Here is a 26,835-nt window from a genome sequence, read left to right as displayed (position 1 = left end):
GCGAACCCTCACAGGTTCGCCCTTTTTCATGCGCGAGCGCCTCAGTCGATCAATGACGCTCCAGAGCGTTCACCAGATCATGGAACGCTTCGCGATTGGAATCATTGAGGCCCATGAGGATCTTGTGTGCCTCCAGGACCTTGATCCGCACCACTTCCTCGGATTGATCCTGGGACGGCAAGTCGGTCAGGCATTCCGGGCAAGGTATTGGACGATCGACGATGTTGAACACCTGATCGAAGCCCATGGACTGCAATAGCCGGGTAATGTCTTCGTGGGTGGTGACGACAGTGGGCAACAGACCGACTTTTTGCCGTGACAGGATCGACAACTTGGCCAACAGGCCCAGGGTGGTGCTGTCGATGCTACGGGTTTCGGTGAGATCGATGACGATCGCCGAAAAATTCAGCGCAGTGAAAATCCGCTCAATAGTCGCATCCAGCGCCGAACACAAGGTCAGGCGCACTTCACCGATGAACTTCAGGACGAAGGTGCCATCCTGCTCGGCGAACTGGATTCTACCGGTACTCATTAAAGGTTCCTGCTCAACACTAACAGGGCGATATCATCCGGCATCTCCCCTAGCGTGGCCAATCCAAAAACTTGCCGCAGGCCATCCAGGCTGCCGCCCGCCGCTCTCACCCGCTCGGGCAAGGCCGCTTCTTTTTCTTTGAGTGTAGGTTCGGACAAAAGGTCCAGAATCCCGTCGGACATCAGCGTCAGGCTGAACACCGGTGGCAACTCCAGAACATGGTCCTCATAGGTCGCCTCGTTGAACAGACCCACCGGCAAACCACGCCCTTCCAGGTAACGCACACTGTCCGGGGTGTACAACACCGGCAACGGCAAATGCCCGCCAATGCTATAGGTCAACAAACCAGTCTCCTCGTCGATGACTCCACCGACCATCGTGACGTGTTTGCCCAGCTTACAGCTGATCAGGCCACGGTTGATATGGCCTAGCACTTCCGAAGGCTTGAATTCCGGCAAGGTGCCGTTGCGCTTGGATTCGAACAACAGTCGCGTGGTCATGAACTTCAACAGCACGGTGACAAAGGCTGATGAGGCGCCATGACCAGAAACATCCGCCAGGTAGAAGGCGACACGACGCTCATCGACGCGGAAGTAATCGACGAAATCACCCGACAGGTACAACGACGGGATGATCTGGTGCGCAAAATTGAATTCGTCGATCGACCAGGGACTGCTGGGCAGCATGTTCATCTGCACCTGGCGACCGGCATTCTGGTCTTCCTGAAGCAAATTGAGGCTGGCTTCAAGTTCGCGATTGGCGGCTTCGAGCTTTTCCCGATAACGCTGGTTTTCCAGGAGCAGGCGCGCTCGATCGAGGGCTCGGCGCACGGAGTGCTCGAGCACGGCCAGATCTTCCAGCGGCTTGATCAAGTAGTCAGCCGCCCCCAGCCGAAGGGCTTCGACCGCATCGTTCATCACGCCCGCACCCGAAACCACAATCACCGGGGTTTGCGGCGACTGTTCGGTTATTTGACGGATCAATTCGAGACCGCCCATCTGCGGCATGCGCAGATCGCAGATCACCAGATCGGGATGGTCGTGCTGGAATACCTGAAGACCCTGCTGGCCGTTAGCAGCCTGCAGTACGCTGAAGCCACTGTCTTCCAAATAGGCCGCGAGACTTGCGCGTACTACTTCGTCGTCATCGATTATCAGCAGCGTGGCACTGGTTTTTTGCATGTGGGCAAACGGCGCCAGAATTAGGTTGGCGTAGCTGGCTTGGCCGGGGGCCTGGCGCACGCTACTGGATTCGCTTTCTAGCCACTCTGGAAGTGGAGCCAGGACCTTCAGCCCTGCACGCCCGCCTATCAGAGGTGCCCTTCTAAGGCGCAGACGGTACTCCCATCCGCGGGGCGTTTCAAGCTCATGCCGATGGTCGCCTGACGTCTTTACATCGCAAATCACCGGGAGTTATAAAAACCGCCAAAACCGCAACTCAATCGCAGGATGGAACCCATGAATCAAAACCAGCGTGACTACAGCGAAAAGCGCGATTACATCCGCATGCGGGTGGATGCCGAGGTCACGCTGATCCACCAAGGACAGGTGATAGAAGCGGTCTGCATCGACCTTTCCAGCAGCGGCATGCAGGTTCAGGCACCCCGCTCATTCCAGGTCGGCGATCACTTGAGCGTGCGTATCGACTCCGAACATGCAGCCTTGAAAGGGCTGGAAGCAGAGACCGAAGTGGTCTGGGTCAATGGGCTGGACGGAGGCGGTCAGAAACTTGGTCTTACAATCCTTAAGATGAAGTAAAAATCCCCCCATGAAAAAGGCGGCCCAATGGCCGCCTTTTTTAGTTGCTACCGGACAGCTGTTCGATCAGAAATCGTCTTCGACCTTACCGTCCTTCACCTTGAATTCACGATTCTGCAGGTAGGCATTACGAATGAAGGTGTATTTGTCGCCCCGTATCAGCTTGTCCGCAGACAGCAGGCTGGCACGGGTATCGATGATGTCTACGCCAATAGTGGTGTTACGCGCAGGAATATCATTCATGTAGCGATAGGGTTCGGTGTAGCTGTCGACATACTTGGCCGGCGCGTCACGCAAGGTGCTTGGGCCCAGAAACGGCAGCATCACGTAAGGGCCGCTACCCAAGCCCCAGTAACCGAGGGTCTGGCCAAAATCTTCATCGTTGCGCTGCAGGCCCATCTTGGTGCCGACGTCAAAAAAACCCGCGACCCCCAGGGTGGTGTTCATCAGCAGGCGCGCGGTATCCACACCGGCTGCACGCGGCTTGGCCTGAAGGATGTCGTTGGCCAGGTTGCCGACGTCACCGAGGTTGCGAAACATGTTGTGGATGCCATCTTCAAGAAACTTAGGCGTGACCGCCTGGTAGCCTTGGGCCAATGGCTTCAGGGCATAAGTGTCGAGGGTATCGTTGAAGGTGAAGATGGGACGGTTGATGCTCTCCCACGGATCCTCTTCAGCCGCCTGGACGACCAGGGGAGCCAGCGTCACACCGGCACTCATACATAGCGGAACTAGATAACGGCTCCAGCGCATAGCAGGAAACTCCTTGGGTTGTTCTCTCTTGGGGCTATGCCCTGAGGTTAGGCTCGGGAGTATAAAACGGATACGCCGGTTTAGGCAGCATCACTGCAATCAGGCTGAACGCGCCGGACCGCCAGTGCAGCTCACCTTCACCCGACTGTCACCTGCATGTCACCTTTTCCCGCTAGCCTCGCCGGGTATTTCAAGGACGTTGATATGCCCCAAGCCGACGCCTCACCCCAGATTGCCACGCCCTTGACCGCCGTACTCTTCGGCCTCAGCGGCTGCCTGGTGGATTTTGGTGCGCGTACGCGCCAGCACGGCTCCACCAGACCCGGCCCGGAACAGGCCCAAGCCACACCGGGCGCCCTGGCAACCCTGCAGCACCTGCAACAGCAAGGCATTCCCTGCGCATGGCTGGAGCAACTACCGCCTGCCAGCGCCCACCAGCTAGCCGCAGCGCTGCCGGAATGGATCAAGCCCACCCCTATCGTCCCCGCTCAATGGCCCGCACCCGATGCCTGCTGGCAGGCGCTGATGTCGCTCAAGGTGTCGCGCCTTGATGGCTGCGTGCTGGTCAGCGGCGAACCCCAGCTTCTGCAGTCGGGGCTCAACGCCGGCCTCTGGACCATAGGCCTGGCCTCCTGCGGCTCGCTGTGCGGCATGACACCCAGCGAATGGCAGGCGCTGAGCCAACAGCAGCGCGAGCTCAAACGGGGCAAGGCCACCGTGCAACTGTTCGGCCTGGGCGTGCACTCGGTGATTGACCACCTGGGGGAATTGCAGACCTGCCTGGCGGACATCGAACAACGTCGACTCAAGGGTGAAAAGCCCTGACATAAGCCTGTTGATCAGGATCATGCACAGTGCCTGGTAGTGGATTACTCTAAGCCGTGGGCATGGATCTTTGCTGTAATCGCGCGGTCCATCCCTGTGCCTATCATTGAAGGGAGAACGCCATGCCTGCCCGCGAACTGCAAGAACAACTCGACACCCTGCGCGAGCAATTGGAGCAGAACCCACCGCTTTCGGAAGCCGAGCGCGCCAACCTGCATGACCTGATGCAGCAGATCGAACTGCAACTCAAGCTGGAAACCAGCACCCATGACGCCAGCCTCGCTGACGGCGTCAATCTGGCGGTGGAACGCTTCGAACTGGAGCACCCGGCCATCGCCGGAACCCTGCGCAACATCGTTCAGACCCTGGGCAATATCGGCATCTGAGCAGCGCCCGATAACACCCTTCCCTTGAAACCAAAGCCCCGCACTGTGTGCGGGGCTTCTGTTTACTGACGAACCAGTCGCTGATTGGCGAAGTCCGCCGTTTCAGTGCTGCGGTACGGGTTGATATCCAGCCCGCCACGACGCACGTAACGCGCGTAGACAGTAAGCTTTTCCGGCTTGAGCAGGCGTTGCAGGTCCAGGAAAATCCGCTCCACGCACTGCTCATGGAAATCCGAGTGCTGACGGAAGCTCACCAGATAGGCCAGCAGGCTGGCGTGATCCAGCGCCGCCCCCCGGTACTCCACCACGACGCTGCCCCAGTCCGGCTGGCTGGTCACCGGGCAGTTGGACTTGAGCAGATGGCTGTGCACGCTCTCCTCCACCACTCGCGAGGCATCACAACGCAGCAGCTCCGGGCGCGGATGTGCATAGCTGTCGACGCTGATATCCAGGTCATCGATGCACACCCCTGGCAGAGCCACCACACCTTCCGCCTCGACCTCGCCCAGGCTGCGGATACGCACAGCCACCGGCTTGCCTGCCGCGGCGGAAAGGTCCTCGCGCAAGGTCGCTTCAAGCGCCGCCCGATCGGAGAACGGCGTCTGGTTCAGCGAATTGAGGTAGAGCTTGAAGGACTTGGACTCGATGATATTCGGCGAATCCGCAGGAATACTGAACTCACCGATGGCCACCACCGGTTTGCCCGACGGCAGCAGCCAGGACAACTCGAAGCAATTCCAGAAATCCACACCTTTATAAGGCAGGGTATCGGCGCTCAAGCCCAGCTCGGCCCATTTCGCCGCCCGAGGAATCGGGAACAGCAGGGACGGGGTGTATGTGGAGATGTATTCACTGGACTTGCCCAGCGGCGAATGTTCGGCTGCGGGATGCATGGCGGAAACCTGACTGAAGAATCAGCGGATTCTACCAGCCTTTGCTCCCGCCTTTGAGCCCCGAACCTCAGGGAGTGACCGTCAGCTTGCCCACCATCCCGGCTTGATAGTGCCCGGGAATGTTGCAGGCGAACTCCAGGCTGCCGCTCTTGGTGAAGGTCCAGGTCAGCTCGGCCTGCTTGCCCGGCTCCACCAGCACGCTGTTGGGATCGTCATGCTGCATGCCATGCTCCATGCCCGCCATCGAGCCGTGCCCCATGGCAGCGTGATCCATCGACTTCATCGCGGTGGGCGTGAGCATCCCGCCTTGCTGCATCTTGAGCATTTCCTGCTGGTGCTCGGCATGCATTGCCGCATCGCCCAAGTTGAACTCGTGCAGCAACTGGCCCTTGTTGATCAACACGAAACGCACGGTTTCGCCCGCCTTGACCGCCAGAGCCTTGGGGCTGAACGACATGTCGCCCATCACCACCTCGACAGTACGGGTGGCCGTGGCTGCCGGGGCCGGCCGACCAAAATCATAGGACCCCGCCGACGAGGCCCAAAGCGGCGCACTCAACAACATCAAACAGCCGCCAAGCATCAAGCGGCTGCGCAACAGCAGATTTTGCACATTCATTATCAGGCTCCAAAAACCGTTTTGAGCATATGCCACACTCTAGCGAGCTACCGCTGCCAGCCAGCTGACAGCCAGATTACAACTTTGTCAGCTTGACCTGCCCTGCCTCCCTGCACGGTATAAAGCCCGGGTTCCATAAGCCATGAGTCGCACCATGAAACTGCTGATCGTCGAAGACCAACCGAAAACCGGCCACTACCTGCGCCAGGGCCTCAGCGAAGCCGGCTTCAATGCCGAACTGGTGGCTGATGGCAATACTGGCCAACACCTCGCGCTGACCGGGGACTACGCCCTGCTGATTCTCGACGTGATGCTCCCGGGGCGCGACGGCTGGCAGATTCTCCAGGCGGTACGCGGTGCCGGCCTGGAAATCCCGGTGCTGTTCCTGACCGCCCGAGATGCCGTGGAAGACCGGGTGCATGGTCTGGAGCTGGGGGCCGACGATTACCTGGTCAAACCCTTCGCCTTCTCCGAACTACTGGCGCGGGTGCGCAGCCTGCTGCGCCGCGGTAGCAGCGTCGCCCAGGAAACCAGCCTGCAACTGGCGGACCTGCGCCTGGACCTGATCCGCCGTCGGGTGGAGCGCAGCGGCCAGCGCATCGATCTCACCGCCAAGGAGTTCGCCCTGCTGGAAATGCTCCTGCGGCGCCAGGGCGAAGTCCTGCCCAAATCGCTGATCGCCTCCCAGGTCTGGGACATGAATTTCGACAGCGACACCAACGTCATCGAAGTGGCGATCCGCCGCCTGCGCCTGAAGATCGATGACGAGTACCCGAACAAGCTGATCCATACCGTGCGCGGCATGGGCTACGTGCTCGAAGAGCGCCAGGCCTGATGCGCCGCCTGTCCCTGAGCCGACGCCTGGCTCTGCTGTTCGCCGCATGCACTGCGGTCGTCTCACTGCTGGCAGGCGTGTTGTTCAGCCGTGCCAGCGAAGCCCACTTCATCGAACTGGATCAGCAGCTGCTGGACGGCAAGCTGCTGGCCCTGCGCAGCGTCCTGCAGGATGTCAGCGAGGCCGCGGAATTCTCCCGGCACCAGGCCAGGTTGCAGGACGAGCTGAGCCATCAGCCGGACTTGCAGCTACGCGTCAGCGACGCCAACGGCCGGCTGTGGTTCGACAGCGCCCCGAGCCTGCCCGCCTCGCTGCCCGACAGCACCAGCTTGCACAGCCTGAACCAGGCCGGTAGCGCCTACCGGATCTACAGCGCCGCGCTGAATCCCGGCCAGCCCGATTCGGCGCAGTTGACCCTGATCCTCGACATCACCCATCACCAGCACTTTCTGCAACGCATGCAGCATCTGATCTGGCTGACCGTGGGCCTGTCGGCCCTGGCTACCGCCTTGCTCGGCGCCTGGGCCGCCCGCAGCGGCTTGCGCCCGTTGCGGCGCATGAGCGCGGTGGCTGCCGGCGTGTCCGCCAGCTCCCTGACCCAGCGCCTGCCCCAGGAGCAAATGCCCGCCGAACTGGCGGAGCTGGCCAGCACCTTCAACGCCATGCTCGCGCGCCTTGAAGAGTCGTTCCAACGCCTCTCGGCGTTTTCCGCCGACATTGCCCATGAACTGCGCACGCCGCTGTCAAACCTGCTAACCCACACCCAGGTCACCCTGACCCGGCCCAGGACGCTTGAGGATTACCGCGAAGCCCTGCACAGCAACCTCGAAGAGCTGCAGTGGATGGCGCAATTGGTCAACGACATGCTCTATCTGGCCAAGGCCGACCACGGCCTGCTGAACCCCAAGCGCGAAGCGCTGGAGCTGGCTCAGGAAATCGACATGCTGCTGGAGTTCTATGCGCCGCTGGCCGAAGACGCCCAGGTCGAACTGACCCGCGAAGGCCACGCCGGCTTTGCCGGCGACCGCAGCATGCTGCGCCGCGCGCTGTCCAATCTGCTGGACAACGCCCTGCGCTTCACCCCGGCTGGAGGCTCGATCAAGGTGCGGATCAACGACAGCGCCCAGCACTTGAGCCTGAACATCGAGAACAGCGGCGAAGGCATTGCCCAGGAGGCGCTGCCACGGCTGTTCGATCGCTTCTACAGGGCCGACCCGGCGCGGCGCGAAGGCAGTAGCGAACATGCGGGGCTGGGGCTGGCAATCACTCAGTCGATCATTCGCGCCCATGGCGGGCAGATCCGTTGCGAATCGGCGACGGGCTGGACCCGCTTTGTGATCGAGTTGCCGAAATGAGATTGAGGCTGTGTTCGCCGGCAAGCCGGCTCCTACACTAATCAGGCAGGAGCCGGCTTGCCGGCAACAGCGGATATCAGGAGTAGCGCAAGGCGTGGGCCGGCTCGACCTTGGATGCGCGCCAGGCCGGATACACGGTGGCCAGGAAGCTCAGGACAAAACCCGCGCCGCAGATCAAGGCGACATCGCCACCCTGCAACTCGGAAGGCAGGTTGCTGACGAAATACACATCGGAGCTGAAGATCTGCTGACCGCTGATCCGCTCCAGCCAGCCCACCAGTTCGCTGACGTTCAACGCCGCAATCACCCCCAGCACCCCGCCGATCAGAGTGCCGACAATCCCGATCACAGTACCCTGGACCATGAAGATCGCCATCACCTGCCGCGGCGTGGCGCCGATAGTACGCAGGATCGCGATATCCGCGCCCTTGTCGTTCACCACCATGATCAGGGTGGCGATGATGTTGAACGCCGCCACCGCGACGATCATCAGCAACAGCAGGCCGATCATGGTCTTTTCCATCTTCATGGCGCTGAACAGGCTGCCCTGGGTGTGGGTCCAGTCGTCGGCGCGGAAGTCCGCCCCCAGGCCCTTGGCGATATCCGCCGAAACCTGCGGCGCGGCATACAGATCCTTGACCGCCAGGCGCACGCTCTGCACCTGGTTCGGCTGCCAGTGCTGCATCTCGGCGGCATCGGCCACGTGGATCAGGCCCATGGAACCGTCCAGTTCAGCACCGACCTTGAACACACCGACAACGTTGAGACGCTGCATGCGCGGGGTGATGCCTCCTGGCGCGCTGCTCACCTCGGGCACGATCAGGGTCAGCTTGTCGCCGACATTCAAGCGAAAGCGCCGGGCGGTAATCTCGCCAATGACCACACCGAACTCACCAGGCTTCAGGTCCTGCAGGCTGCCCTGGACAATGTGCTGGGTGACGATGGAGACCTTGCCCTCCTGAGCCGGGTCGATGCCGCTGATCTGGATCGGCTGCATCGCACCCTTGTAGGAGAGCATGCCTTCCATCTCGGTGAAGGGCACCGCGGCAGTGACTTGCGGGTTCTTCAGGGCCGCTGCGGCCACCGGCTGCCAGTCATCGATGGGCTTGACTCCAACGATGGTGGCGTGCGGCACCATGCCGAGGATCCGCGAACTCATCTCCCGCTGGAAGCCGTTCATCACCGACAGCACCACGATCATCGCCAGCACGCCCAGGGCGAGGCCGATCATCGAGGTCATGGAAATGAACGAGACAAAGCGATTGCGCCGTTTGGCGCGGGTGTAGCGCGTGCCGATAAAGATCGATAAGGGTCTGAACATGGGCAAGGCACCCTGGAAAAATTAATGACCCGGCGTCGGCGGGCCAGCCGCCAACGCCGCGTGCGGCCGCATCAGATGGCGACCAGGTGACCTTCTTGCAGGTGCAGTACGCGATCCATCTGCCGGGCCAGGTTCATGTCGTGGGTCACCACCAGGAAGGCGGTGCGCATCGACGTGCTGAGCTCCAGCATCAGGTCCTGAATGCCCTGGGCGGTGTGCGAATCGAGGTTGCCGGTGGGCTCGTCGAGCATCACCAACCCCGGCTTGTTCACCAGGGCCCGGGCAATCGCCACCCGCTGGCGCTCGCCGCCGGACAGTTCGGCCGGCTTGTGTTCCAGGCGATGGCCAAGGCCGACCCGCTCCAGCAGCGCGGTAGCACGCTGACGGGCTTCCGGGATCGGCGTGCGACCGATCAGCAGCGGCATGCAGACGTTCTCCAGCGCGGTGAACTCCGGCAGCAGGTGGTGGAACTGGTAGACGAAGCCCAGGGCGCGATTGCGCAACTGACCGCGAGCCTTCTCGCCCAGCGCCGAGAGCTCCTCGCCGGCCAGCCAGACGCTGCCCTTGGACGGCGTATCCAAGCCGCCCAGCAAGTTGAGCAAGGTACTCTTGCCGGAGCCGGAGGTACCGACGATGGCCACTCGCTCCCCCGGATGCAGTTCCAGTTGCAGGCCGGACAGGACCACCACCGATTCCGGGCCTTCCTCGTAGGACTTGCCCAGGTCACGGCAGCTCAGGATTGCTTTTTCACTCATGCCCAACTCACTCATAACGTAGCGCCTCCGCAGGCTGGGTGCGCGCCGCACGCCAGGCTGGATACAGGGTGGCGAGGAAACTCAGGACCAATGCCGCGCCGCAGACCATCAACACGTCCTCGGCCATCAGTTGCGACGGCAGGTAGTCGATGAAGTACACGTCGGCATTCAGGAATTTATGGCCGATCAGGCCTTCGAGGGCGGAGATCGCAGCACTGACATTCAACGCCGCCAGCATCCCCAGCACCGCGCCGATCAGGGTGCCAACCACACCAATGACGGTGCCCTGGACCATGAAGATCGCCATGATGGTGCCCGGTGTAGCGCCCAGGGTACGGAGAATGGCGATGTCGCCTTTCTTGTCGTTCACCACCATCACCAGGGTCGAGATGATGTTGAACGCAGCCACCGCGACGATCAGCAGCAACAGCAAGCCGATCATGGCTTTTTCCATGCGGATGGCCTGGTACAGGTTGCCGTGGGTACGGGTCCAGTCACGGGCGTAGAAATGGTTTTCGCCCAACTGCTGGGCAATTTCCCAAGCGGTGCGCGGGGCCTGGAACAGGTCGTCGAACTTCAGCCGCAGGCCCTGGACCTGATCCGGCTTCCAGCGATGCAGGCGGCCCAGGTCTTCCAGATTGGTCAGGCCCAGGTAGCCGTCGATCTCGCCGGCGCCGACGTGGAAGATGCCGACCACGGTAAAGCGCTTCATGCGCGGAAACATGCCGGCCGGGGTCACCGTGACTTCCGGCGCGACGAAGGTCAGCTTGTCGCCCAGGCCGACGCCCAGCTTGGCGGCCGCCTTGTCACCGATGACGATGCCGAAGCTGCCGGGCGCCAGCGCGTCCAACTGCCCCTGCTGCATGAAGTGGTCGATGATCGACACCTGCCGTTCCTGCTGCGGATCGATGGCGTTGAGCAACACCTTCTGCACCTGGCCATTGTTGGTCAGCAGGCCCTGCATCTGGGTGAACGGCGCCACTGCCAGCACTTTCGGATTCTGCCTGACCTTGTCGGCCAGGCTTTGCCAGTCGCTGATGGGCTCGCCGGATTCGATGGTGGCGTGGGGCACCATGCCCAGCACGCGGGTGCGCATCTCATGATCGAAGCCGTTCATCACCGACAGCACCACGATCATCACGATCACGCCGAGGGCGAGTCCGATCATCGAGGTCAGGGAAATGAATGACACAAAATGATTGCGACGCTTTGCACGGGTATAACGCGTGCCGATAAAAGCAAACAGAGGTCTGAACATGTCGGGGCTTGTGCAGAGGAAAAGAAGACGTCCTTGTGGCGGGGCCTGGTAAGCAGCTTTACACTCAGACCACTGCCTCTACCATGGGTTCGCCATGTCGACATTAGATGAAGAAGATCGCCGCGAATACTACCGTATCGAGGACGCGATCGCACTGGAAATTAGCCCCTTGTCCGCCCACGACGCGGCGAGCAAGGAAGTGTTGCAGGATGAGTCTCCGCTGTTCAATCTGCTCAGCGAACTGCACCTGAGCGAATTCGAATCCCAGCACCTGCTGCGCCAGGTCAGCGAGCGCGATCGCACCCTGGCCAGCTACCTCAAGGCCATGAACAAGCGCATCGACCTGCTCAGCCAAGTGGTGGCGCAGACCGTGTTCGGCAAGTTCGGCGAACCGCAGCGGGTGATCCTTTCCGAAGGTGGCATCGAGTTCAACCACCACTTGAGCTACGCCAAGGGCAGCCATCTGGCCGTGAAGCTGCTGTTGATGCCCCAGGCCCTGGGCCTACTGCTGCGGGCCAAGGTCATTCACTGCGAGCCACAAAGCTTCGGCACCTTCGAGATCGGCACCGAGTTCGAAGCATTGACCGATGCCCAACGCCAGCTGCTGGCACGCTATATCCTGCAAAAACAGGCCCAGCAACGCCGCCTGGCCCGGGAGCAGAGCGACCCCGCCGCCGGCTGAGCAATACGCCCGCCCCACCTCTTGTGAAACAACATCCGTGAAGGAGCAATTGTGACCCTGATCTATGGCCATCGCGGCGCTAAAGGCGAAGCACCGGAAAACACCCTGACCAGTTTTCAGGAATGTCTCAAGCACGGCGTGCGCCGTTGCGAGCTCGACCTGCACCTGTCAATGGACGGCGAGTTGATGGTGATTCACGACCCGACCCTCAAGCGCACCACCGACCGGCGCGGCAAGGTGGTGGAGCATTCCGCCGCGGAACTGGTGACCTACGACGCGCGCAAGGGCGGCCCGGGCTGGGTCAGCCCCTGCCCTATTCCGCGCCTGGAAGAGCTGTTCGAGAAGTGTGACTTCGAGCACTGGCAGCTGGAGGTCAAGAGCGCCTCGCGCACTCGCGCCGCCACCACCGTACTGGCGATTCGGGAAATGGCCCAGCGCTTCGGCCTGCTGGACAAGGTCACCGTGACCTCAAGCTCGCGGGAAGTGCTGAAAGCGGCGGTCGAGCTGACCCCGGACCTGTCTCGCGGACTGGTCGCCGAATACGCCTGGCTCGACCCGTTGAAGGTCGCCCAGAGCTACGGCTGCGAGATTCTGGCGCTGAACTGGACCCTGTGCACCCCGGAGCGTCTGCAACGGGCGCAGCGTCAGGGCTTGCATGTGTCGGTGTGGACGGTCAACGAGCCCGCGCTGATGCGCAGGCTCGCCGACTTCGGCGTAGATAGCCTGATTACAGACTTTCCCGGTTTGGCCAGCGCCACCCTCGAGAATTACTGAAATCGGTCTCCCCGGCCGGCTCAGGCCACCGGCCGGAGCCGCTCAAAAAAGCCGGTTGAGGCCGTCGTATGCCGCTACCCGATAGGCTTCGGCCATGGTCGGGTAGTTGAAGGTGGTGTTGACGAAGTACTTCAGGGTGTTGTGTTCACCCGGCTGGTTCATGATCGCCTGACCGATGTGGACAATTTCCGAAGCCTGGTAGCCGAAGCAGTGCACGCCGAGAACTTCCAGGGTTTCCCGGTGGAACAGGATCTTCAGCATGCCTTGCGGTTCACCGGCGATCTGCGCGCGGGCCATGCCCTTGAAGAACGCCTTGCCCACTTCATACGGCACCTTGGCCTGGGTCAGCTCCTGCTCGTTCTTGCCGATCGAGCTGATCTCCGGAATGGTGTAGATCCCGGTCGGCACGTCGTTGACGAAGCGCCAGCTGCCGTTGTCGACAATGCTGCCGGCAGCGGAGCGACCCTGGTCATGGGCGGCACTGGCCAGGCTTGGCCAGCCGATCACGTCACCGGCGCCGTAGATGTTCGGCACGCAGGTGCGGTAGTTCTCGTCGACCTCGATCTGGCCGCGGCTGTTGACCTTGACCCCGATGTTCTCCATGCCCAGCTTGTCGGTGTTGCCGGTCCGGCCGTTGCACCAGAGCAAGGCGTCGGCCTTGATCTTCTTGCCGGATTTCAAGTGCAGGATCACCCCATTGTCGACGCCCTCGACGCGGTCGTATTCCTCGTTGTGGCGCACGGTGATGTTGTTGTTGCTGAAGTGGTAGCTCAGGGCCTGGGAAATCTCCGAGTCCAGGAAGCTCAGCAACTGGCCACGGTTGTCTACCAGCTCCACAAGCACCCCAAGGCCACTGAAGATCGAGGCGTATTCGCAACCGATGACTCCGGCGCCGTAGACGATGAGTTTGCGCGGGGTGTGGCCGAGGCTAAGGATGGTGTCGCTATCGTAGATACGCGGGTGGCTGAAATCGATATCCGCCGGGCGATAAGGGCGTGAGCCGGTGGCGATGATGATGTGCTTGGCGACCAGCTTTTCCACCACGCCATTGGCGCAGACCACTTCCACGGTCTGCTCGTCGGCGAAGCTGCCCGTGCCGAAGAATACGTCGACCCGGTTGCGGGCGTAGTAGCCGGTGCGCGAAGCCACTTGCTTGGAGATGACCTTCTCGGCGCTCTTGAGCACGTCCGGGAAGGAGAACCAGCGCGGTTCGCCAATGGCCCGGAACATCGGGTTGGTGTTGAACTGCATGATCTGCCGGACCGAGTGACGCAGGGCCTTGGACGGAATGGTACCCAGGTGGGTGCAGTTGCCGCCGACCTGGCGACGGCTATCGACCATCGCCACTTTGCGTCCTGCTTTCGCGGCGTTCATCGCCGCACCTTCTCCAGCGGGGCCCGAGCCCAGCACCACTACGTCGTAGTTGTAGACAGCCATGCGTACTCCTCAGAACAGGCCGAGATGCCCTTCTGGCATCTCCGGCTAAATCATGCCGCGGCCAGCGGCATGAAGGATCAATTTGGCTCGGTTACGAACCCGGGCACAGTCTATAGAAGCGTCAACGCCGCGCACATTAACCCTTGGTCGCGTCGTAGGCTACTTTTGCCTGCACTACAGCGTTCGTGAAGCGTGCCGGTTTATTGTTTTACCCCCGCCGACAACGCATCGAAGGCCGGGTTGCTGCGTGTGACGAAGCCTGTATCGGCACGCATCACAAAAAATGCGGCGATCCGGTGTTTTTCCGCGTAGTCCCAGCCGGCTTCGGGGCCGAGAATCAGCAACAGCGTCGACAGGCCATCGGCCATCAGCGCCGAAGGATGAATTACCGTGACCGACGCCAGCCTGTGATTGATGGGCCTGCCGATTCGAGCGTCGAAGGTGTGGGAGTAGCGCTGTCCATCCTGCTCGAAGTAGTTACGGTAGTCGCCGGACGTGGATACACCATAACCATCCAGCGCGATCACCCGCTGGGCCACTTGCCGGTCATCGCGAGGCTCTTCCAAGGCGATGCGCCAAGGTGAACCGTCTGCCTTGCGCCCCACCGCCTTGAGCTCGCCAGTGGCCTCGGCCAGAAAACTGTCGACACCCAACTGCACGAGCCGGGCGGCGATACGATCCACGGCATAACCGGCGGCAATACTGTTGAAATCCACCTCCACTGCCGCGTCCTTGCACAACTGCCCAGCGTCGATGTGCAGGTGACCATGCCCGACCCGCTGCTGCACCTGCGCCAGCTCCACCGCGCTCGGCACTTTCTCCTCGCGCCCCTGGGGACCAAAGCCCCAGAGATTGAGCAGCGGCTCCACCGTCAGGTCAAAGGCGCCATCACTGTCACGCGACAACTGCTCCGCCACACCCACCAACTGCAGCACCGGCTCCGGCATCGACTGACAGCTGTTGGCCGGTAAATCGTTGAAGCGCTCGATATCCGAGTCACTGCGATAGGTGGACATCTGCCGATCGACCTCGGCGAGAATGGCCTCGACTTCGTTCTTGACCACAGACGCCGCCGGGCCATTGGCGCGCCGCACGTACTGCACCGAATAGGTACTGCCCATGGTCGGCCCGGAGATACTCTCCATGCGCTCGCCCCCACAACCCGCCAACAGCGCAGTCGCGCCCCATAACGCGACACCCCGCCAGAAATGGCTTGCCCACACAGTTCGTTCTCCCAATCAAGTACCCCACAAGGGCCACTTCGTGATGCAAAACGCCATTATGTGACAGACGGCACCCACCCACGCACCTGGAAGCCTGTCTCGCTCACAGTCAAAACCCTATTCCAGAGCCCCCGCAGTCCCAACAAGAGATTTAGTTGCCTGATAGCCTTCATACACATATCGTTACAAAACTGTTCAGCGTGCAGGCCTGTGCCCCGACTTTGCAGTAAGGGACGCCTTACGACCAGGGATTGCTAATAAGACAGCCAAAGTGAGTGAAAAAAATGTCCACGACCACGGGCAAAGGCAAGGCGATCTTTCGCGTTGTCAGCGGCAACTTTCTCGAGATGTTCGACTTCATGGTCTATGGCTTCTATGCCACGGCAATCGCCAAGACCTTCTTTCCTGCCGACAGTGCCTTCGCCTCGTTGATGCTGTCCCTGGCGACCTTCGGCGCCGGCTTCCTGATGCGTCCCCTGGGGGCGATCTTCCTCGGCGCCTACATTGACCGCCACGGTCGTCGCCAGGGCCTGATCATCACCCTGGCGCTGATGGCCGCAGGCACGGTACTGATTGCCTGCGTGCCAGGCTACGCCACCCTCGGTGTCGCCGCGCCCCTGCTGGTATTGCTGGGACGGCTGCTGCAAGGCTTCTCCGCAGGCGTCGAACTGGGTGGCGTATCGGTGTACCTGGCCGAAATCTCGACTCCGGGCCGCAAGGGCTTTTTCGTCAGCTGGCAGTCGGCCAGTCAACAGGCCGCGGTGGTGTTCGCCGGCTTGCTGGGCGTGGGCCTGAACCACTGGCTGAGCCCCGAGCAAATGGGTGAATGGGGCTGGCGCGTGCCGTTCCTGGTGGGCTGCATGATCGTTCCGGCGATCTTCATCATCCGCCGCTCGCTGGAGGAAACCCCGGAATTCCAGGCCCGCAAGCATCGCCCTACATTGCAGGAAATTGTCCGTTCCATCGGTCAGAACTTTGGCATCGTCATCGCCGGCATGGCCTTGGTGGTGATGACCACCGTGTCCTTCTATCTGATCACCGCCTATACCCCAACTTTCGGCAAGGCCGAACTGCACCTGTCGGACTTCGACGCGCTGCTGGTGACCGTGTGCATCGGCCTGTCGAACTTCTTCTGGCTGCCAGTGATGGGTTCGCTGTCAGACAAGATCGGCCGCAAGCCACTGCTGCTGGGCGCAACCATCCTGGCGATCTTCACCGCTTACCCGGCGCTGTCCTGGCTGGTGGCCAACCCCAGCTTCAGTCATCTGCTGATCGTCGAGCTGTGGTTGTCCTTCCTCTATGGCTCGTACAACGGCGCCATGGTGGTGGCCCTGACCGAGATCATGCCGGTGGAAGTGCGCACCACTGGCTTCTCCCTGGCCTATAGCCTGGCGACCGCGACCTTCGGCGGCTTCACTCCGGCGGCCTGCACCTACCTGATCCACGTCCTGGGCAACCAGGCGGCACCGGGCATCTGGCTCAGTGGCGCGGCGGTACTGGGGCTGATTGCCACCCTGGTGCTGTTCCGTGGCAACCGCCACGCACTGCGTACCGCACAAGCGGCAACCGCGCGCGGCGCCTGAGACAAAAACTTCGCTGGCAAGCCAGCGCCTACGGGATTGCGCCGGCTTAGCTTGCTGGCGCAAGCCACAAACAAAAACGCCCCGACAAGTCGGGGCGTTTTCATTTCAGCTGTCGCTTAGCGTGGGAACGCTGGCGGGTTGACCCCGGCCATGTCCTCCATCACGCGCACGACCTGGCAGCTGTAGCCGAACTCGTTGTCGTACCAGACGTACAGAACAACGCGGTTGTCCTGAACGATGGTGGCTTCGGCATCGACCACACCGGCGTGACGCGAACCAACGAAGTCGGTGGACACCACTTCCTGCGAGTTGACGAAGTCGATCTGCTTGTGCAGATCCGAGTGCAGCGCCATGTAGCGCAGGTACTCGTTCATCTCTTCACGGGTGGCGGCTTTCTCGAGGTTCAGGTTGAGAATGGCCATCGACACGTTTGGTGTTGGAACGCGAATCGCGTTACCAGTCAGCTTGCCGGCCAGCTCAGGCAGGGCCTTGGCAGCAGCAGTGGCGGCACCGGTTTCGGTGATCACCATGTTCAGCGCGGCGCTACGGCCACGACGATCACCCTTGTGGAAGTTGTCGATCAGGTTCTGGTCGTTGGTGTACGAGTGAACGGTTTCGACGTGACCGTTGATGATGCCGAACTTGTCATTCACAGCCTTGAGCACCGGCACGATGGCGTTGGTGGTGCAGGAAGCAGCGGAGACGATCTTGTCTTCAGCGGTGATTTCGTTGTGGTTGATACCGTGAACGATGTTCTTCAGCTTGCCTTTGCCAGGAGCGGTCAGAACCACGCGGTCGATACCCGGGCAGGCCAGGTGCTGGCCCAAGCCGTCGGCGTCACGCCATACACCGGTGTTGTCCACCAGCAGCGCGTTCTTGATCCCGTACTGGGTGTAGTCCACCTCGGTCGGGTTCTTCGCGTAGATCACCTGGATCAGGTTGCCGTTGGCGGTGATGGTGTTGTTTTCTTCATCGATGGTGATGGTGCCGTTGAACGAACCGTGCACCGAATCGCGACGCAGCAGGCTGGCGCGCTTGGTCAGGTCGTTTTCGGCGCCTTTGCGCACCACGATGGCGCGCAGACGCAGGCCGTCGCCGCCACCGGTTTTCTCGATCAGGATGCGCGCCAGCAGACGGCCGATACGACCGAAGCCGTACAGGACAACGTCGGTGCCTTTGCGGGCCGAAGCGTTTTGCTGGCCAACCACGTCAGCCATTTCTTCACGTACGAACTGCTCGGCGCTGCGGCCATTGCCTTCGTTGCGGAATTTGAACGCCAACTTGCCCAGGTCTACCGAAGCCGCGCCGAGCTTGAGCTCGCTCATGGCCTTGAGCAGTGGGAATGTTTCGTGGACGGAGAGTTCGCTGTCGTCGGAGGAGCGATGGCGAGCAAAGCGATGAGCCTTGAGAATCGCGATGACAGACTGGTTGATCAGGCTGCGGCCATAGATCGAGCTCACCACATTGTTATTGCGGTAGAGCTGACCGATAAGCGGAATCATCGCTTCTGCGAGTGCTTCACGGTCGATCCATTCACCAAGACACTGGTCGGGCTTCTGAGTCACGGGAACCTTCCACATGTAGGGGCAGAAAAAAGGGGCTACATTATGCCGCCCCGCTCTTGCCGTAGCAATGCGCGCCTGTCGTGCGGAACGTAACAAAAAGCCCTTGCAAAAAAACACCACTGTGCTGGAGGCCAGTAAAACCGCGGCTTCCAGCGGCGTCAATTTTTTGGACAGCTTACCTGCCTGTCTGTAACCCTCCGTAACACCGGCCGGATCCGGCACCACATTTGCGTCCAAAAAGCACATTTTGTTGTCATAGCCACTACATTTGCCCTGAGCGGCGTAATAGACGCATCAGCCACTGACAGTGGCCACCCGGGGCCGTTACAATTACCGACTTTCGTCGCAACGCTTGGAGCTTGACCGTCCGTGCCCGTCCTGCGTCTACCGCTACTCCCTGCCGCCGCCGGTAAACAGCATTGGGGCAACCTGCCCGGTGCCGCCCTGAGCCTGGCCATCGCCGAAGCCGCCAGCGCTGCCAAGCGCTTTACCCTCCTGCTGACCGCCGACAGCCAAAGCGCCGACCGGCTGGAACAGGAGCTGGGCTTCTTCGCCCCGGACCTGCCGGTGCTGCATTTTCCCGATTGGGAAACCCTGCCCTACGACCTGTTCTCGCCGCACCAGGACATCATTTCCCAGCGCATCGCCAGCCTCTACCGGCTTCCGGAGCTGGAACACGGAGTGCTGGTGGTGCCGATCACCACCGCCCTGCATCGCCTGGCGCCGACCCAGTTCCTGCTGGGCAGCAGCCTGGTGCTGGATGTCGGCCAGAAGCTCGATGTGGAGCAGATGCGCACGCGCCTGGAGGCCAGCGGCTACCGCTACGTCGACACGGTCTACGAGCACGGCGAGTTCACCGTGCGCGGTGCGCTGATCGACCTGTTCCCCATGGGCAGCAAGCTGCCGTACCGCATCGATCTGTTCGACGACGAAATCGAGACCCTGCGTACCTTCGACCCGGAGAATCAGCGCTCCATCGACAAGGTCGACTCGGTGCGCCTGCTGCCGGCCAAGGAATTCCCCCTGCAGAAAGAAGCGGTGACCCGTTTCAAGGCGCGCTTTCGCGAACGCTTCGACGTGGACTTCCGCCGCTGCCCGATCTTCCAGGACCTGAGCAGCGGGATTACCCCTGCCGGTATCGAGTACTACCTGCCGCTGTTCTTCGAAGAGACGTCGACCCTGTTCGACTACCTGCCCCAGGACACCCAGGTGTTCTCCCTGCCGGGCATCGAACAGGCCGCGGAAAACTTCTGGAACGATGTCCGCAACCGTTACGAAGAGCGCCGCGTCGACCCTTCGCGTCCGCTCCTGCCACCGGCCGAACTGTTCCTGCCGGTGGAAGACTGCTTCGCCCGCCTGAAAAACTGGCCACGGGTGGTGGCCAGCCAGCAGGACATCGAAACCGGCGTCGGTCGCGAACGCTTCCCGGCCCACGAACTGCCCAACCTGGCCATCGAGGCCAAGGCCAACCAGCCACTGGCGGCGCTCTCGGGCTTCCTCGACGAATTCCCCGGCCGAGTGCTGTTCACCGCTGAATCCGCCGGGCGCCGGGAAGTGCTGCTGGAGTTGCTGGAACGCCTCAAGCTACGCCCCAAGACCGTCGACAGCTGGCCGGACTTCGTCGCCAGCAAGGAACGCCTGGCGATCACCATCGCGCCCCTGGACGAAGGCCTGGTGCTGGATGATCCGGCCCTGGCCCTGGTAGCCGAAAGCCCACTGTTCGGCCAACGCGTGATGCAGCGCCGGCGCCGGGAAAAACGTGCCGACGCCAACAACGATGCGGTGATCAAGAACCTCACCGAGCTGCGCGAAGGCGCGCCGGTGGTGCACATCGATCACGGTGTCGGCCGCTACCTGGGTCTGGCGACCCTGGAGATCGACAACCAGGCCGCCGAGTTCCTGACCCTGGAATACGCCGAGGGCGCCAAGCTCTACGTGCCCGTGGCCAACCTGCACCTGATCGCCCGCTACACCGGCAGCGACGACGCCCTGGCGCCGTTGCACCGCCTGGGCTCGGAAGCCTGGCAGAAAGCCAAGCGCAAGGCCGCCGAACAAGTCCGCGACGTGGCCGCCGAGCTGCTGGACATCTACGCCCGCCGCGCCGCCCGCGAAGGTTACGCCTTCGCCGATCCGAAGGCCGACTACGCCACCTTCAGCGCCGGCTTCCCCTTCGAGGAAACCCCGGACCAGCAGAGCACCATCGAAGCGGTGCGCGAGGACATGCTCTCGGGCAAACCGATGGACCGCCTGGTGTGCGGCGACGTCGGCTTCGGCAAGACCGAAGTGGCCATGCGCGCCGCTTTCATTGCGGTCCACGGCGGCAAGCAAGTGGCGATCCTGGTGCCCACCACCCTGCTCGCCCAACAGCACTACAACAGCTTCCGCGACCGTTTCGCCGACTGGCCGGTAACCGTGGAAGTGATGAGCCGCTTCAAGTCGGCCAAGGAAGTGAACGCCGCGGTGGCGGACCTGGCCGAAGGCAAGATCGACATCGTCATCGGCACCCACAAGCTGTTGCAGGACGATGTGAAGATCAAGAACCTGGGGCTGGTGATCATCGACGAAGAACACCGTTTCGGCGTGCGCCAGAAAGAACAGCTCAAGGCCCTGCGCAGCGAAGTCGACATCCTCACCCTGACCGCCACGCCGATCCCGCGGACCCTGAACATGGCCGTCTCGGGCATGCGCGACCTGTCGATCATCGCTACCCCACCGGCCCGCCGCCTGTCGGTGCGGACCTTCGTCATGGAGCAGAACAAGAGCACGGTCAAAGAGGCCCTGCTGCGCGAACTGCTGCGTGGCGGCCAGGTGTACTACCTGCACAACGACGTGAAGACCATCGAGAAATGCGCCGCCGAGCTGGCCGAACTGGTGCCCGAGGCCCGGATCGGCATCGGCCACGGGCAGATGCGCGAACGCGAACTCGAACAGGTGATGAGCGACTTCTACCACAAGCGCTTCAACGTGCTGATCGCCTCGACCATCATCGAGACCGGTATCGACGTGCCCAGCGCCAACACCATCATCATCGAGCGCGCCGACAAGTTCGGCCTGGCCCAGTTGCACCAGTTGCGCGGTCGGGTCGGCCGTAGTCACCACCAGGCCTATGCCTACCTGCTGACACCTCCGCGCCAGCAGATCACCCCGGACGCGGAGAAGCGCCTGGAAGCCATCGCCAACACCCAGGATCTCGGGGCCGGTTTCGTCCTGGCCACCAACGACCTGGAGATCCGTGGCGCCGGCGAATTGCTGGGCGATGGCCAGAGCGGGCAGATCCAGGCGGTAGGCTTCACCCTTTATATGGAGATGCTCGAGCGCGCGGTGAAAGCCATCCGCAAGGGCGAACAGCCGAACCTCGACCAGCCCCTGGGTGGCGGCCCGGAAATCAACCTGCGCCTGCCGGCATTGATTCCCGAGGACTACCTGCCGGATGTGCATGCACGCCTGATTCTCTACAAGCGCATCGCCTCGGCCACCGACGAAGACGGCCTGAAGGACCTGCAGGTGGAAATGATCGACCGCTTCGGCCTGCTGCCCGAGCCGACCAAGAACCTGATCCGCCTGACCCTGCTCAAACTCCAGGCCGAAACCCTGGGGATCAAGAAGGTCGATGGCGGCCCGCAAGGCGGTCGTATCGAGTTCGCCGCGGACACTCCGGTGGACCCGCTGGCACTGATCAAACTGATCCAGGGCCAGCCCAAACGCTACAAATTCGAAGGCGCAACCCTGTTCAAGTTCATGGTGCCGATGGAGCGCCCGGAAGAGCGCTTTAATACATTGGAGGCACTGTTTGAACGCCTCACCCCGAAAACTGCTTGAAGGACGCCCCATGCGCCTGTTCCGCTCCCTGACCCTGCTCCTGACCCTGGTCGCGCCCATGGCGTTTGCCGACGACCTGTACCAGGTGGAAATGATCCTCGTCCGGCAGAATGCCGAGCCGCAGATCCTCAGCCGTGCCGCCCCGGAAGACTGGGCCGCCGGCGCTCAACACCTGAGCCCGGACAGCCAGCGCACCCCCTCTCTGGGTGCAATCGTCGAGAAGCTCAACGCCAGCGGCAACTACAGCATGCTGCTGCACAAGGCCTGGCAGCAGACCCTGGGGGAAACCCCGGTCAAGGTGGCCCTCAGCGACGGGCCGGAACAGTTCGGCCAGTTCCCCATCGAAGGCACCCTGAACCTCAAGCTCGGGCGCTTCACCGATGTCGACGCGGACTTCTGGATCAATCAGATCGACAGCAATGGCCTGGTCACCCGCAGCGAACGCCTGAAACAGCAAAGCCACACCAAGAACGGTCAGCTCAACTACCTGGACAACGGCCATCTGGCCCTGCTGATCAAGATCACCTCGCTCACCGCACCGGCGCCGCGCCCCGCTCCAACTGAAATACCGGACTGATCGAAGTCCCTATGAACCCGCCCCTGACCAAACCCCTGGCCCCGTCCTGGGTCAACCGCTTCAAGGAACAAACCCTGGAACGCGGCCGGCGTTATGCCCTGGAAAAACGCGTGCGCATCGTCAGCGCCGCAGACAGCGCTATCACCGCCAGTTGCGAAGGCTCCAATGGCAATGTCTACCGGCAGAGCATCAACCTGCGCGAGTCGAGCAAGGGCAGCCTGTTGCTGATCGACACCCATTGCAGCTGTCCGGTACGCAGCAACTGCAAACATGTGGTCGCAGTCCTGCTGCAAGTGGAAGAAACCCTGGCCTTCCCGGCGGCGGCCAAGGACGCCGAACTGCTGGAGAAACTCTCTGCCGTGCTCGACAGTCGCCGCCCTGCCGCCCTGCCCCAGGTGCTGCTGGAGGATGTGCGCCCCGTGCCGCGCCTGTGGCTGGCCAGCATCGAGTTCAGCGCCTTCGAGCCGCGCAACGGCAAGATGCAGCGCTACATCCAGCACCGCGCCGCGCTGTCGTTCAACTACAAGGGCGAGTACGTCAGCGGCCAGAAGAATGCCGATGTGATCATCCGCCAGGAACATCAGAGCTTGCGCATCAAGCGCCAGCCAGAACTGGAACAAGGCTGGCGCGAACAGTTGCGCAACCTGGGTTTCAAGATCGCCACCCGGCAGAGCAAGGCCCTGCCGGAAAGCGCCGGCGAACTGTTCGAGATGGTCAATGACAGCGCCTGGCTGACCTTCACCCTCAATGAGCTGCCCAAACTGCGTAGCCTGGGGTGGGAGCTGCAGATAGATGAAGGCTTCGGCTTCGACCTGACCGCGGTGGACGATTGGTATGCCAGCGTCGACGAGGCTCCGGGCCGCGACTGGTTCGATCTGGAACTGGGGATCATCGTCAACGGCGAGCGCCTGAGCCTGCTACCGATCCTGCTCAACCTGATGCGCTCCCACACCGAGATCCTCAACCCGGAACGCCTGGCCAAGCGCCGCGACGACGAACTGATCCTGGTGAACATTCCCCACCGCCCCAACTCCCCGCACGGCCCGCTGCAAGTGGCCCTGCCCTATGGGCGCCTGAAACCGGTGCTGGCCACTCTGGGGGAGTTCTACCTGCAGGAGCCCGGCGAAACCACCCTGCGTCTGAGCAGCGCCGACGCTACCCGCCTCAACCCGCTGCAGGACCTGCCGCTGCTGTGGGAAGGCGGCGAACACATTCGCACCTTCGCCCAACGCCTGCGGGACATCCGCGACTACTCGGCGCCAGCGCCGCAAGGCCTGAATGCCACCCTGCGCCCCTACCAGCTGGAGGGCCTGAGCTGGATGCAGTCCCTGCGCCAGCTGGAAGTGGGCGGCATCCTGGCCGATGACATGGGCCTGGGCAAGACCCTGCAGACCCTGGCGCACATCCTCAGCGAGAAGAATGCCGGGCGCCTGGACCGGCCGTGCATGGTGGTGATGCCCACCAGCCTGATTCCCAACTGGCTGGACGAGGCGGCGCACTTTACCCCGCAGCTCAAGGTTCTGGCGCTGTATGGCGCGGGGCGCAAGAAACACTTCGCGCAACTGGCCGACTACGACCTGCTGCTGACCACCTACGCGCTGCTGCCCAAGGATGTCGAACTGCTGGCCGCGCAACCCTTGCATGTGCTGATTCTCGATGAGGCGCAGTACATCAAGAACCCGTCGAGCAAGGCCGCCCAGGCCGCACGCGAACTCAACGCCCGACAGCGCCTGTGCCTGTCCGGCACGCCTTTGGAAAACCATCTGGGGGAGCTCTGGTCACTGTTCCACTTCCTGTTGCCGGGCTGGCTTGGCGATGCCAAGAGCTTCAACCGTGACTACCGGGTGCCGATCGAAAAGCACGCCAGCGAAGTGCGCCTGCAACACCTCAACGGCCGGATCAAACCCTTTCTGCTGCGCCGCACCAAGGAGCAAGTGGCCACTGAGCTGCCGCCCAAGACCGAGATCATCCACTGGGTCGAACTCAACGAGGCGCAACGGGACGTCTACGAAACCATGCGCCTGGCCATGGACAAGAAAGTCCGCGACGAAATCACCCGCAAGGGCGTGGCCCGCAGCCAGATCATCATCCTTGAAGCCCTGCTCAAACTGCGCCAGGTGTGCTGCGACCTGCGCCTGGTCAATGACTCGCCCCCGACGCGCGGCAGCTCCTCGGGCAAGCTGGACAGCCTGATGGAGATGCTTGAGGAGCTGTTTGAGGAAGGCCGTCGCATTCTGCTGTTTTCCCAGTTCACCTCGATGCTGAGCCTGATCGAGGCCGAGCTGAAACGACGCAACGTTGCCTATGCCCTGCTCACCGGCCAGACCCGGGATCGGCGCACGCCGGTACGGGATTTCCAGAGCGGCAAGCTGCAGATCTTCCTGATCAGCCTCAAGGCCGGCGGCGTAGGCCTGAATCTGACCGAGGCCGACACCGTGATCCACTACGATCCGTGGTGGAACCCGGCGACCGAGAGCCAGGCCACCGACCGCGCCTACCGTATTGGCCAGGAAAAGCCGGTATTCGTCTACAAGCTGATCGCCCGCGGCACTGTGGAAGAGAAGATCCAGCACCTGCAACAGGAGAAATCGGACCTGGCGGCAGGCGTGCTGGACGGGCGCAAGGCCGGCGACTGGAAGCTGCAGAGCGAAGACATCGAAGCCCTGTTCGCCCCCTTGCCGGATAAGAAAACCGGCCGCTGAGACCGGTCAATCTGCGGGCACCGGGCGATTCGCGGTGCCGCGCCGAACCACCTCAATCGATCAACTGCGCGGCCTTTAGAGCCTCAAGAGCAGCGAGCCAGCGCGGGTCCTGCTTGTATTCCAGATGGGCGAACGCCTGACCGCGCATTCGGGCAAGACGTGGCGACGGCTGCACCTTCAAGCGCTGGGCGGCGCTCAGGGCCAACTCGGCTGCGGCGCGATCGTTGCACACCAGCCCCATGTCACAACCGGCCGCCAGGGCCGCCTCGATCCGGCTTGCCGCATCGCCGACGACATGGGCGCCGGCCATGGACAGGTCGTCACTGAAGATGACCCCGTCGAACTGCAACTCGCCACGCAGAATGTCCTGCAGCCAGCGTCGGGAGAAACCGGCTGGCTGCGGGTCGACCTGCGGATAGATGACATGGGCCGGCATCACTGCCGCCAACTGCTTGCTCAAGCGGGCGAACGGCAACAGGTCCTTGGCGCGGATCTCGTCCAGGCTGCGCTCGTCATTGGGAATCGCCACATGGGAGTCGGCCTCGGCCCAGCCATGTCCGGGGAAATGCTTGCCGGTGGCCGCCATCCCGGCGCTGTTCATGCCGCGGATAAAGGCACCGGCCAACAGTGCCGCGCGCTGCGGATCGCCCTCGAAAGCCCGGCTGCCCACCACCGCACTGCGCTGGTGATCGAGATCCAGGACCGGGGCAAAGCTCAGGTCCAGCCCCACCGCCAGGACCTCAGTGGCCATGATCCAGCCGCACTGCTCGGCCAGGTACTCGGCATTCGGGTTGTCGGCCAGGGCGCGCATCGCCGGCAGACGGACAAAGCCCTGACGCAATCGCTGCACCCGGCCACCTTCCTGATCCACCGCCAGCAGCAGGTCCGGGCGGATCGCCCGGATCGCCGCGCTCAGCTCGCGCACCTGGCGTGGGTGCTCGATATTCCGCGCAAAAATGATCAGCCCGCCCACCTGCGGCTGACGCAGGAGTTGGCGATCTTCAGCCGTCAGCCAGGTACCGGCGACGTCCACCATCAAGGAGCCTTGCAGGCCAGCGGTCATAACATTTCCTTAGATACGAATGCGCACGCCATCACGATGGCTCCCGCATGACGCAGGACCAAGCCTCATCCGCGACGGACGCAAGCAGGCCAATCAACATCGATAAGGGGAAGGCACAGGG

General features: G+C 62.2%; 23 protein-coding genes. 11 read left to right on the top strand and 12 right to left on the bottom strand.

Annotated features, from left to right (window positions below; all coding sequences use genetic code 11):
- Positions 1 to 49: 49 nt before the first annotated feature.
- Both rssC and rssB read right to left on the bottom strand, forming a co-directional pair.
- Positions 50 to 532: an anti-sigma factor antagonist RssC gene (gene rssC / locus DNK59_RS10010; protein ID WP_016968051.1), complete on the bottom strand. Its 483-nt coding sequence runs from the start codon at positions 530 to 532 to the stop codon at positions 50 to 52.
- Complete coding sequence (rssB, locus tag DNK59_RS10005) at positions 532 to 1,713, bottom strand: two-component system response regulator RssB (RefSeq protein WP_110723087.1); 1,182 nt, start codon at positions 1,711 to 1,713, stop codon at positions 532 to 534. The genes rssC and rssB overlap by 1 nt, the downstream gene beginning before the upstream one ends.
- A 276-nt stretch (positions 1,714 to 1,989) precedes the next feature.
- On the opposite strand from rssB, the gene DNK59_RS10000 reads away from it, so the two are divergent.
- Entirely contained in the window at positions 1,990 to 2,289 is a 300-nt protein-coding gene (locus tag DNK59_RS10000; RefSeq protein ID WP_092316531.1) for a PilZ domain-containing protein, read from the top strand.
- A gap of 66 nt (positions 2,290 to 2,355) precedes the next feature.
- Here the strand turns inward: DNK59_RS10000 and DNK59_RS09995 are convergent, their stop codons facing one another.
- Positions 2,356 to 3,042, bottom strand: a complete 687-nt coding sequence (locus tag DNK59_RS09995) for a VacJ family lipoprotein (RefSeq protein ID WP_092316533.1) — start codon at positions 3,040 to 3,042, stop codon at positions 2,356 to 2,358.
- A 204-nt stretch (positions 3,043 to 3,246) separates the two neighbouring features.
- Between DNK59_RS09995 and DNK59_RS09990 the strand changes: the two genes are divergently transcribed.
- Both DNK59_RS09990 and DNK59_RS09985 read left to right on the top strand, forming a co-directional pair.
- Positions 3,247 to 3,867: an HAD family phosphatase gene (locus tag DNK59_RS09990; RefSeq protein WP_110723086.1), complete on the top strand. Its 621-nt coding sequence runs from the start codon at positions 3,247 to 3,249 to the stop codon at positions 3,865 to 3,867.
- Positions 3,868 to 3,989: 122 nt separating this feature from the next.
- On the top strand, positions 3,990 to 4,253 hold the full coding sequence (locus DNK59_RS09985) for a DUF4404 family protein (RefSeq protein ID WP_016968042.1): 264 nt from the start codon (positions 3,990 to 3,992) through the stop codon (positions 4,251 to 4,253).
- Positions 4,254 to 4,315: 62 nt separating this feature from the next.
- Here the strand turns inward: DNK59_RS09985 and queF are convergent, their stop codons facing one another.
- Together queF and DNK59_RS09975 are read right to left on the bottom strand one after the other, a co-directional pair.
- Positions 4,316 to 5,146 carry an NADPH-dependent 7-cyano-7-deazaguanine reductase QueF gene (gene queF, locus DNK59_RS09980; protein ID WP_110723085.1) on the bottom strand — a complete coding sequence of 277 codons (831 nt, stop codon included), beginning with the start codon at positions 5,144 to 5,146 and terminating at the stop codon, positions 4,316 to 4,318.
- Positions 5,147 to 5,213: 67 nt separating this feature from the next.
- Complete coding sequence (locus DNK59_RS09975) at positions 5,214 to 5,765, bottom strand: plastocyanin/azurin family copper-binding protein (RefSeq protein ID WP_110723084.1); 552 nt, start codon at positions 5,763 to 5,765, stop codon at positions 5,214 to 5,216.
- Positions 5,766 to 5,919: 154 nt separating this feature from the next.
- Here DNK59_RS09975 and DNK59_RS09970 point away from each other — a divergent pair, with 154 nt between their 5' ends.
- Complete coding sequence (locus DNK59_RS09970; RefSeq protein ID WP_092316544.1) at positions 5,920 to 6,600, top strand: heavy metal response regulator transcription factor; 681 nt, start codon at positions 5,920 to 5,922, stop codon at positions 6,598 to 6,600.
- Positions 6,600 to 7,955, top strand: a complete 1,356-nt coding sequence (locus tag DNK59_RS09965; protein ID WP_110723083.1) for a heavy metal sensor histidine kinase — start codon at positions 6,600 to 6,602, stop codon at positions 7,953 to 7,955. The genes DNK59_RS09970 and DNK59_RS09965 overlap by 1 nt, the downstream gene beginning before the upstream one ends.
- Positions 7,956 to 8,031: 76 nt before the next feature.
- On the opposite strand, the gene DNK59_RS09960 is transcribed toward DNK59_RS09965, so the two are convergent.
- From DNK59_RS09960 to DNK59_RS09950, 3 genes are all read right to left on the bottom strand, one after another.
- The gene (locus tag DNK59_RS09960; protein WP_092316548.1) at positions 8,032 to 9,276 is read right to left on the bottom strand and encodes a lipoprotein-releasing ABC transporter permease subunit; all 1,245 of its coding nucleotides are present in this window, start codon (positions 9,274 to 9,276) and stop codon (positions 8,032 to 8,034) included.
- A 71-nt stretch (positions 9,277 to 9,347) separates the two neighbouring features.
- The gene (lolD, locus tag DNK59_RS09955) at positions 9,348 to 10,031 is read right to left on the bottom strand and encodes a lipoprotein-releasing ABC transporter ATP-binding protein LolD (protein WP_015634822.1); all 684 of its coding nucleotides are present in this window, start codon (positions 10,029 to 10,031) and stop codon (positions 9,348 to 9,350) included.
- Between the two features lie 7 nt (positions 10,032 to 10,038).
- Entirely contained in the window at positions 10,039 to 11,289 is a 1,251-nt protein-coding gene (locus tag DNK59_RS09950) for a lipoprotein-releasing ABC transporter permease subunit (RefSeq protein WP_092316550.1), read from the bottom strand.
- A 94-nt stretch (positions 11,290 to 11,383) separates the two neighbouring features.
- Here DNK59_RS09950 and DNK59_RS09945 point away from each other — a divergent pair, with 94 nt between their 5' ends.
- Both DNK59_RS09945 and DNK59_RS09940 read left to right on the top strand, forming a co-directional pair.
- A complete protein-coding gene (locus DNK59_RS09945; protein WP_016967734.1) occupies positions 11,384 to 11,971 on the top strand; it encodes a PilZ domain-containing protein in 588 nt (195 codons plus the stop codon).
- Positions 11,972 to 12,022: 51 nt separating this feature from the next.
- The gene (locus DNK59_RS09940; protein ID WP_016967735.1) at positions 12,023 to 12,745 is read left to right on the top strand and encodes a glycerophosphodiester phosphodiesterase family protein; all 723 of its coding nucleotides are present in this window, start codon (positions 12,023 to 12,025) and stop codon (positions 12,743 to 12,745) included.
- Between the two features lie 42 nt (positions 12,746 to 12,787).
- Here DNK59_RS09940 and sthA read toward each other — a convergent pair whose 3' ends face one another.
- Together sthA and DNK59_RS09930 are read right to left on the bottom strand one after the other, a co-directional pair.
- Positions 12,788 to 14,182 (bottom strand): Si-specific NAD(P)(+) transhydrogenase, encoded by a 1,395-nt coding sequence (gene sthA, locus DNK59_RS09935; protein ID WP_092316553.1) that lies wholly within the window; start codon positions 14,180 to 14,182, stop codon positions 12,788 to 12,790.
- Positions 14,183 to 14,382: 200 nt separating this feature from the next.
- Positions 14,383 to 15,327, bottom strand: a complete 945-nt coding sequence (locus tag DNK59_RS09930; RefSeq protein WP_110723082.1) for an FAD:protein FMN transferase — start codon at positions 15,325 to 15,327, stop codon at positions 14,383 to 14,385.
- Between the two features lie 362 nt (positions 15,328 to 15,689).
- Between DNK59_RS09930 and DNK59_RS09925 the strand changes: the two genes are divergently transcribed.
- Positions 15,690 to 16,988 carry an MFS transporter gene (locus tag DNK59_RS09925; RefSeq protein WP_092316555.1) on the top strand — a complete coding sequence of 433 codons (1,299 nt, stop codon included), beginning with the start codon at positions 15,690 to 15,692 and terminating at the stop codon, positions 16,986 to 16,988.
- A gap of 116 nt (positions 16,989 to 17,104) precedes the next feature.
- Here the strand turns inward: DNK59_RS09925 and DNK59_RS09920 are convergent, their stop codons facing one another.
- Complete coding sequence (locus DNK59_RS09920; protein ID WP_016967095.1) at positions 17,105 to 18,568, bottom strand: glyceraldehyde-3-phosphate dehydrogenase; 1,464 nt, start codon at positions 18,566 to 18,568, stop codon at positions 17,105 to 17,107.
- A 354-nt stretch (positions 18,569 to 18,922) separates the two neighbouring features.
- Here DNK59_RS09920 and mfd point away from each other — a divergent pair, with 354 nt between their 5' ends.
- Genes mfd through DNK59_RS09905 form a run of 3 tightly spaced genes read left to right on the top strand, consistent with a single transcriptional unit; the run spans position 18,923 to position 25,651 of the window.
- Positions 18,923 to 22,372 (top strand): transcription-repair coupling factor, encoded by a 3,450-nt coding sequence (gene mfd / locus DNK59_RS09915; RefSeq protein ID WP_110723081.1) that lies wholly within the window; start codon positions 18,923 to 18,925, stop codon positions 22,370 to 22,372.
- Positions 22,373 to 22,382: 10 nt separating this feature from the next.
- The gene (locus tag DNK59_RS09910) at positions 22,383 to 22,949 is read left to right on the top strand and encodes a CsiV family protein (protein WP_110723080.1); all 567 of its coding nucleotides are present in this window, start codon (positions 22,383 to 22,385) and stop codon (positions 22,947 to 22,949) included.
- 11 nt (positions 22,950 to 22,960) lie between these two features.
- Entirely contained in the window at positions 22,961 to 25,651 is a 2,691-nt protein-coding gene (locus DNK59_RS09905) for a DEAD/DEAH box helicase (protein ID WP_110723079.1), read from the top strand.
- Between the two features lie 52 nt (positions 25,652 to 25,703).
- Here the strand turns inward: DNK59_RS09905 and nagZ are convergent, their stop codons facing one another.
- Positions 25,704 to 26,702, bottom strand: coding sequence for a beta-N-acetylhexosaminidase (gene nagZ, locus DNK59_RS09900; protein WP_177431229.1), 999 nt, complete (start codon positions 26,700 to 26,702; stop codon positions 25,704 to 25,706).
- Positions 26,703 to 26,835: the final 133 nt, after the last annotated feature.

It is taken from the genome of Pseudomonas sp. TKO26, assembly GCF_003225665.1.
GTDB classification, from domain to species: domain Bacteria; phylum Pseudomonadota; class Gammaproteobacteria; order Pseudomonadales; family Pseudomonadaceae; genus Aquipseudomonas; species Aquipseudomonas saponiphila.
The sequence above is the reverse complement of the archived record's forward strand: the minus strand, read 5'-3'. Positions and strand labels throughout refer to the sequence as shown.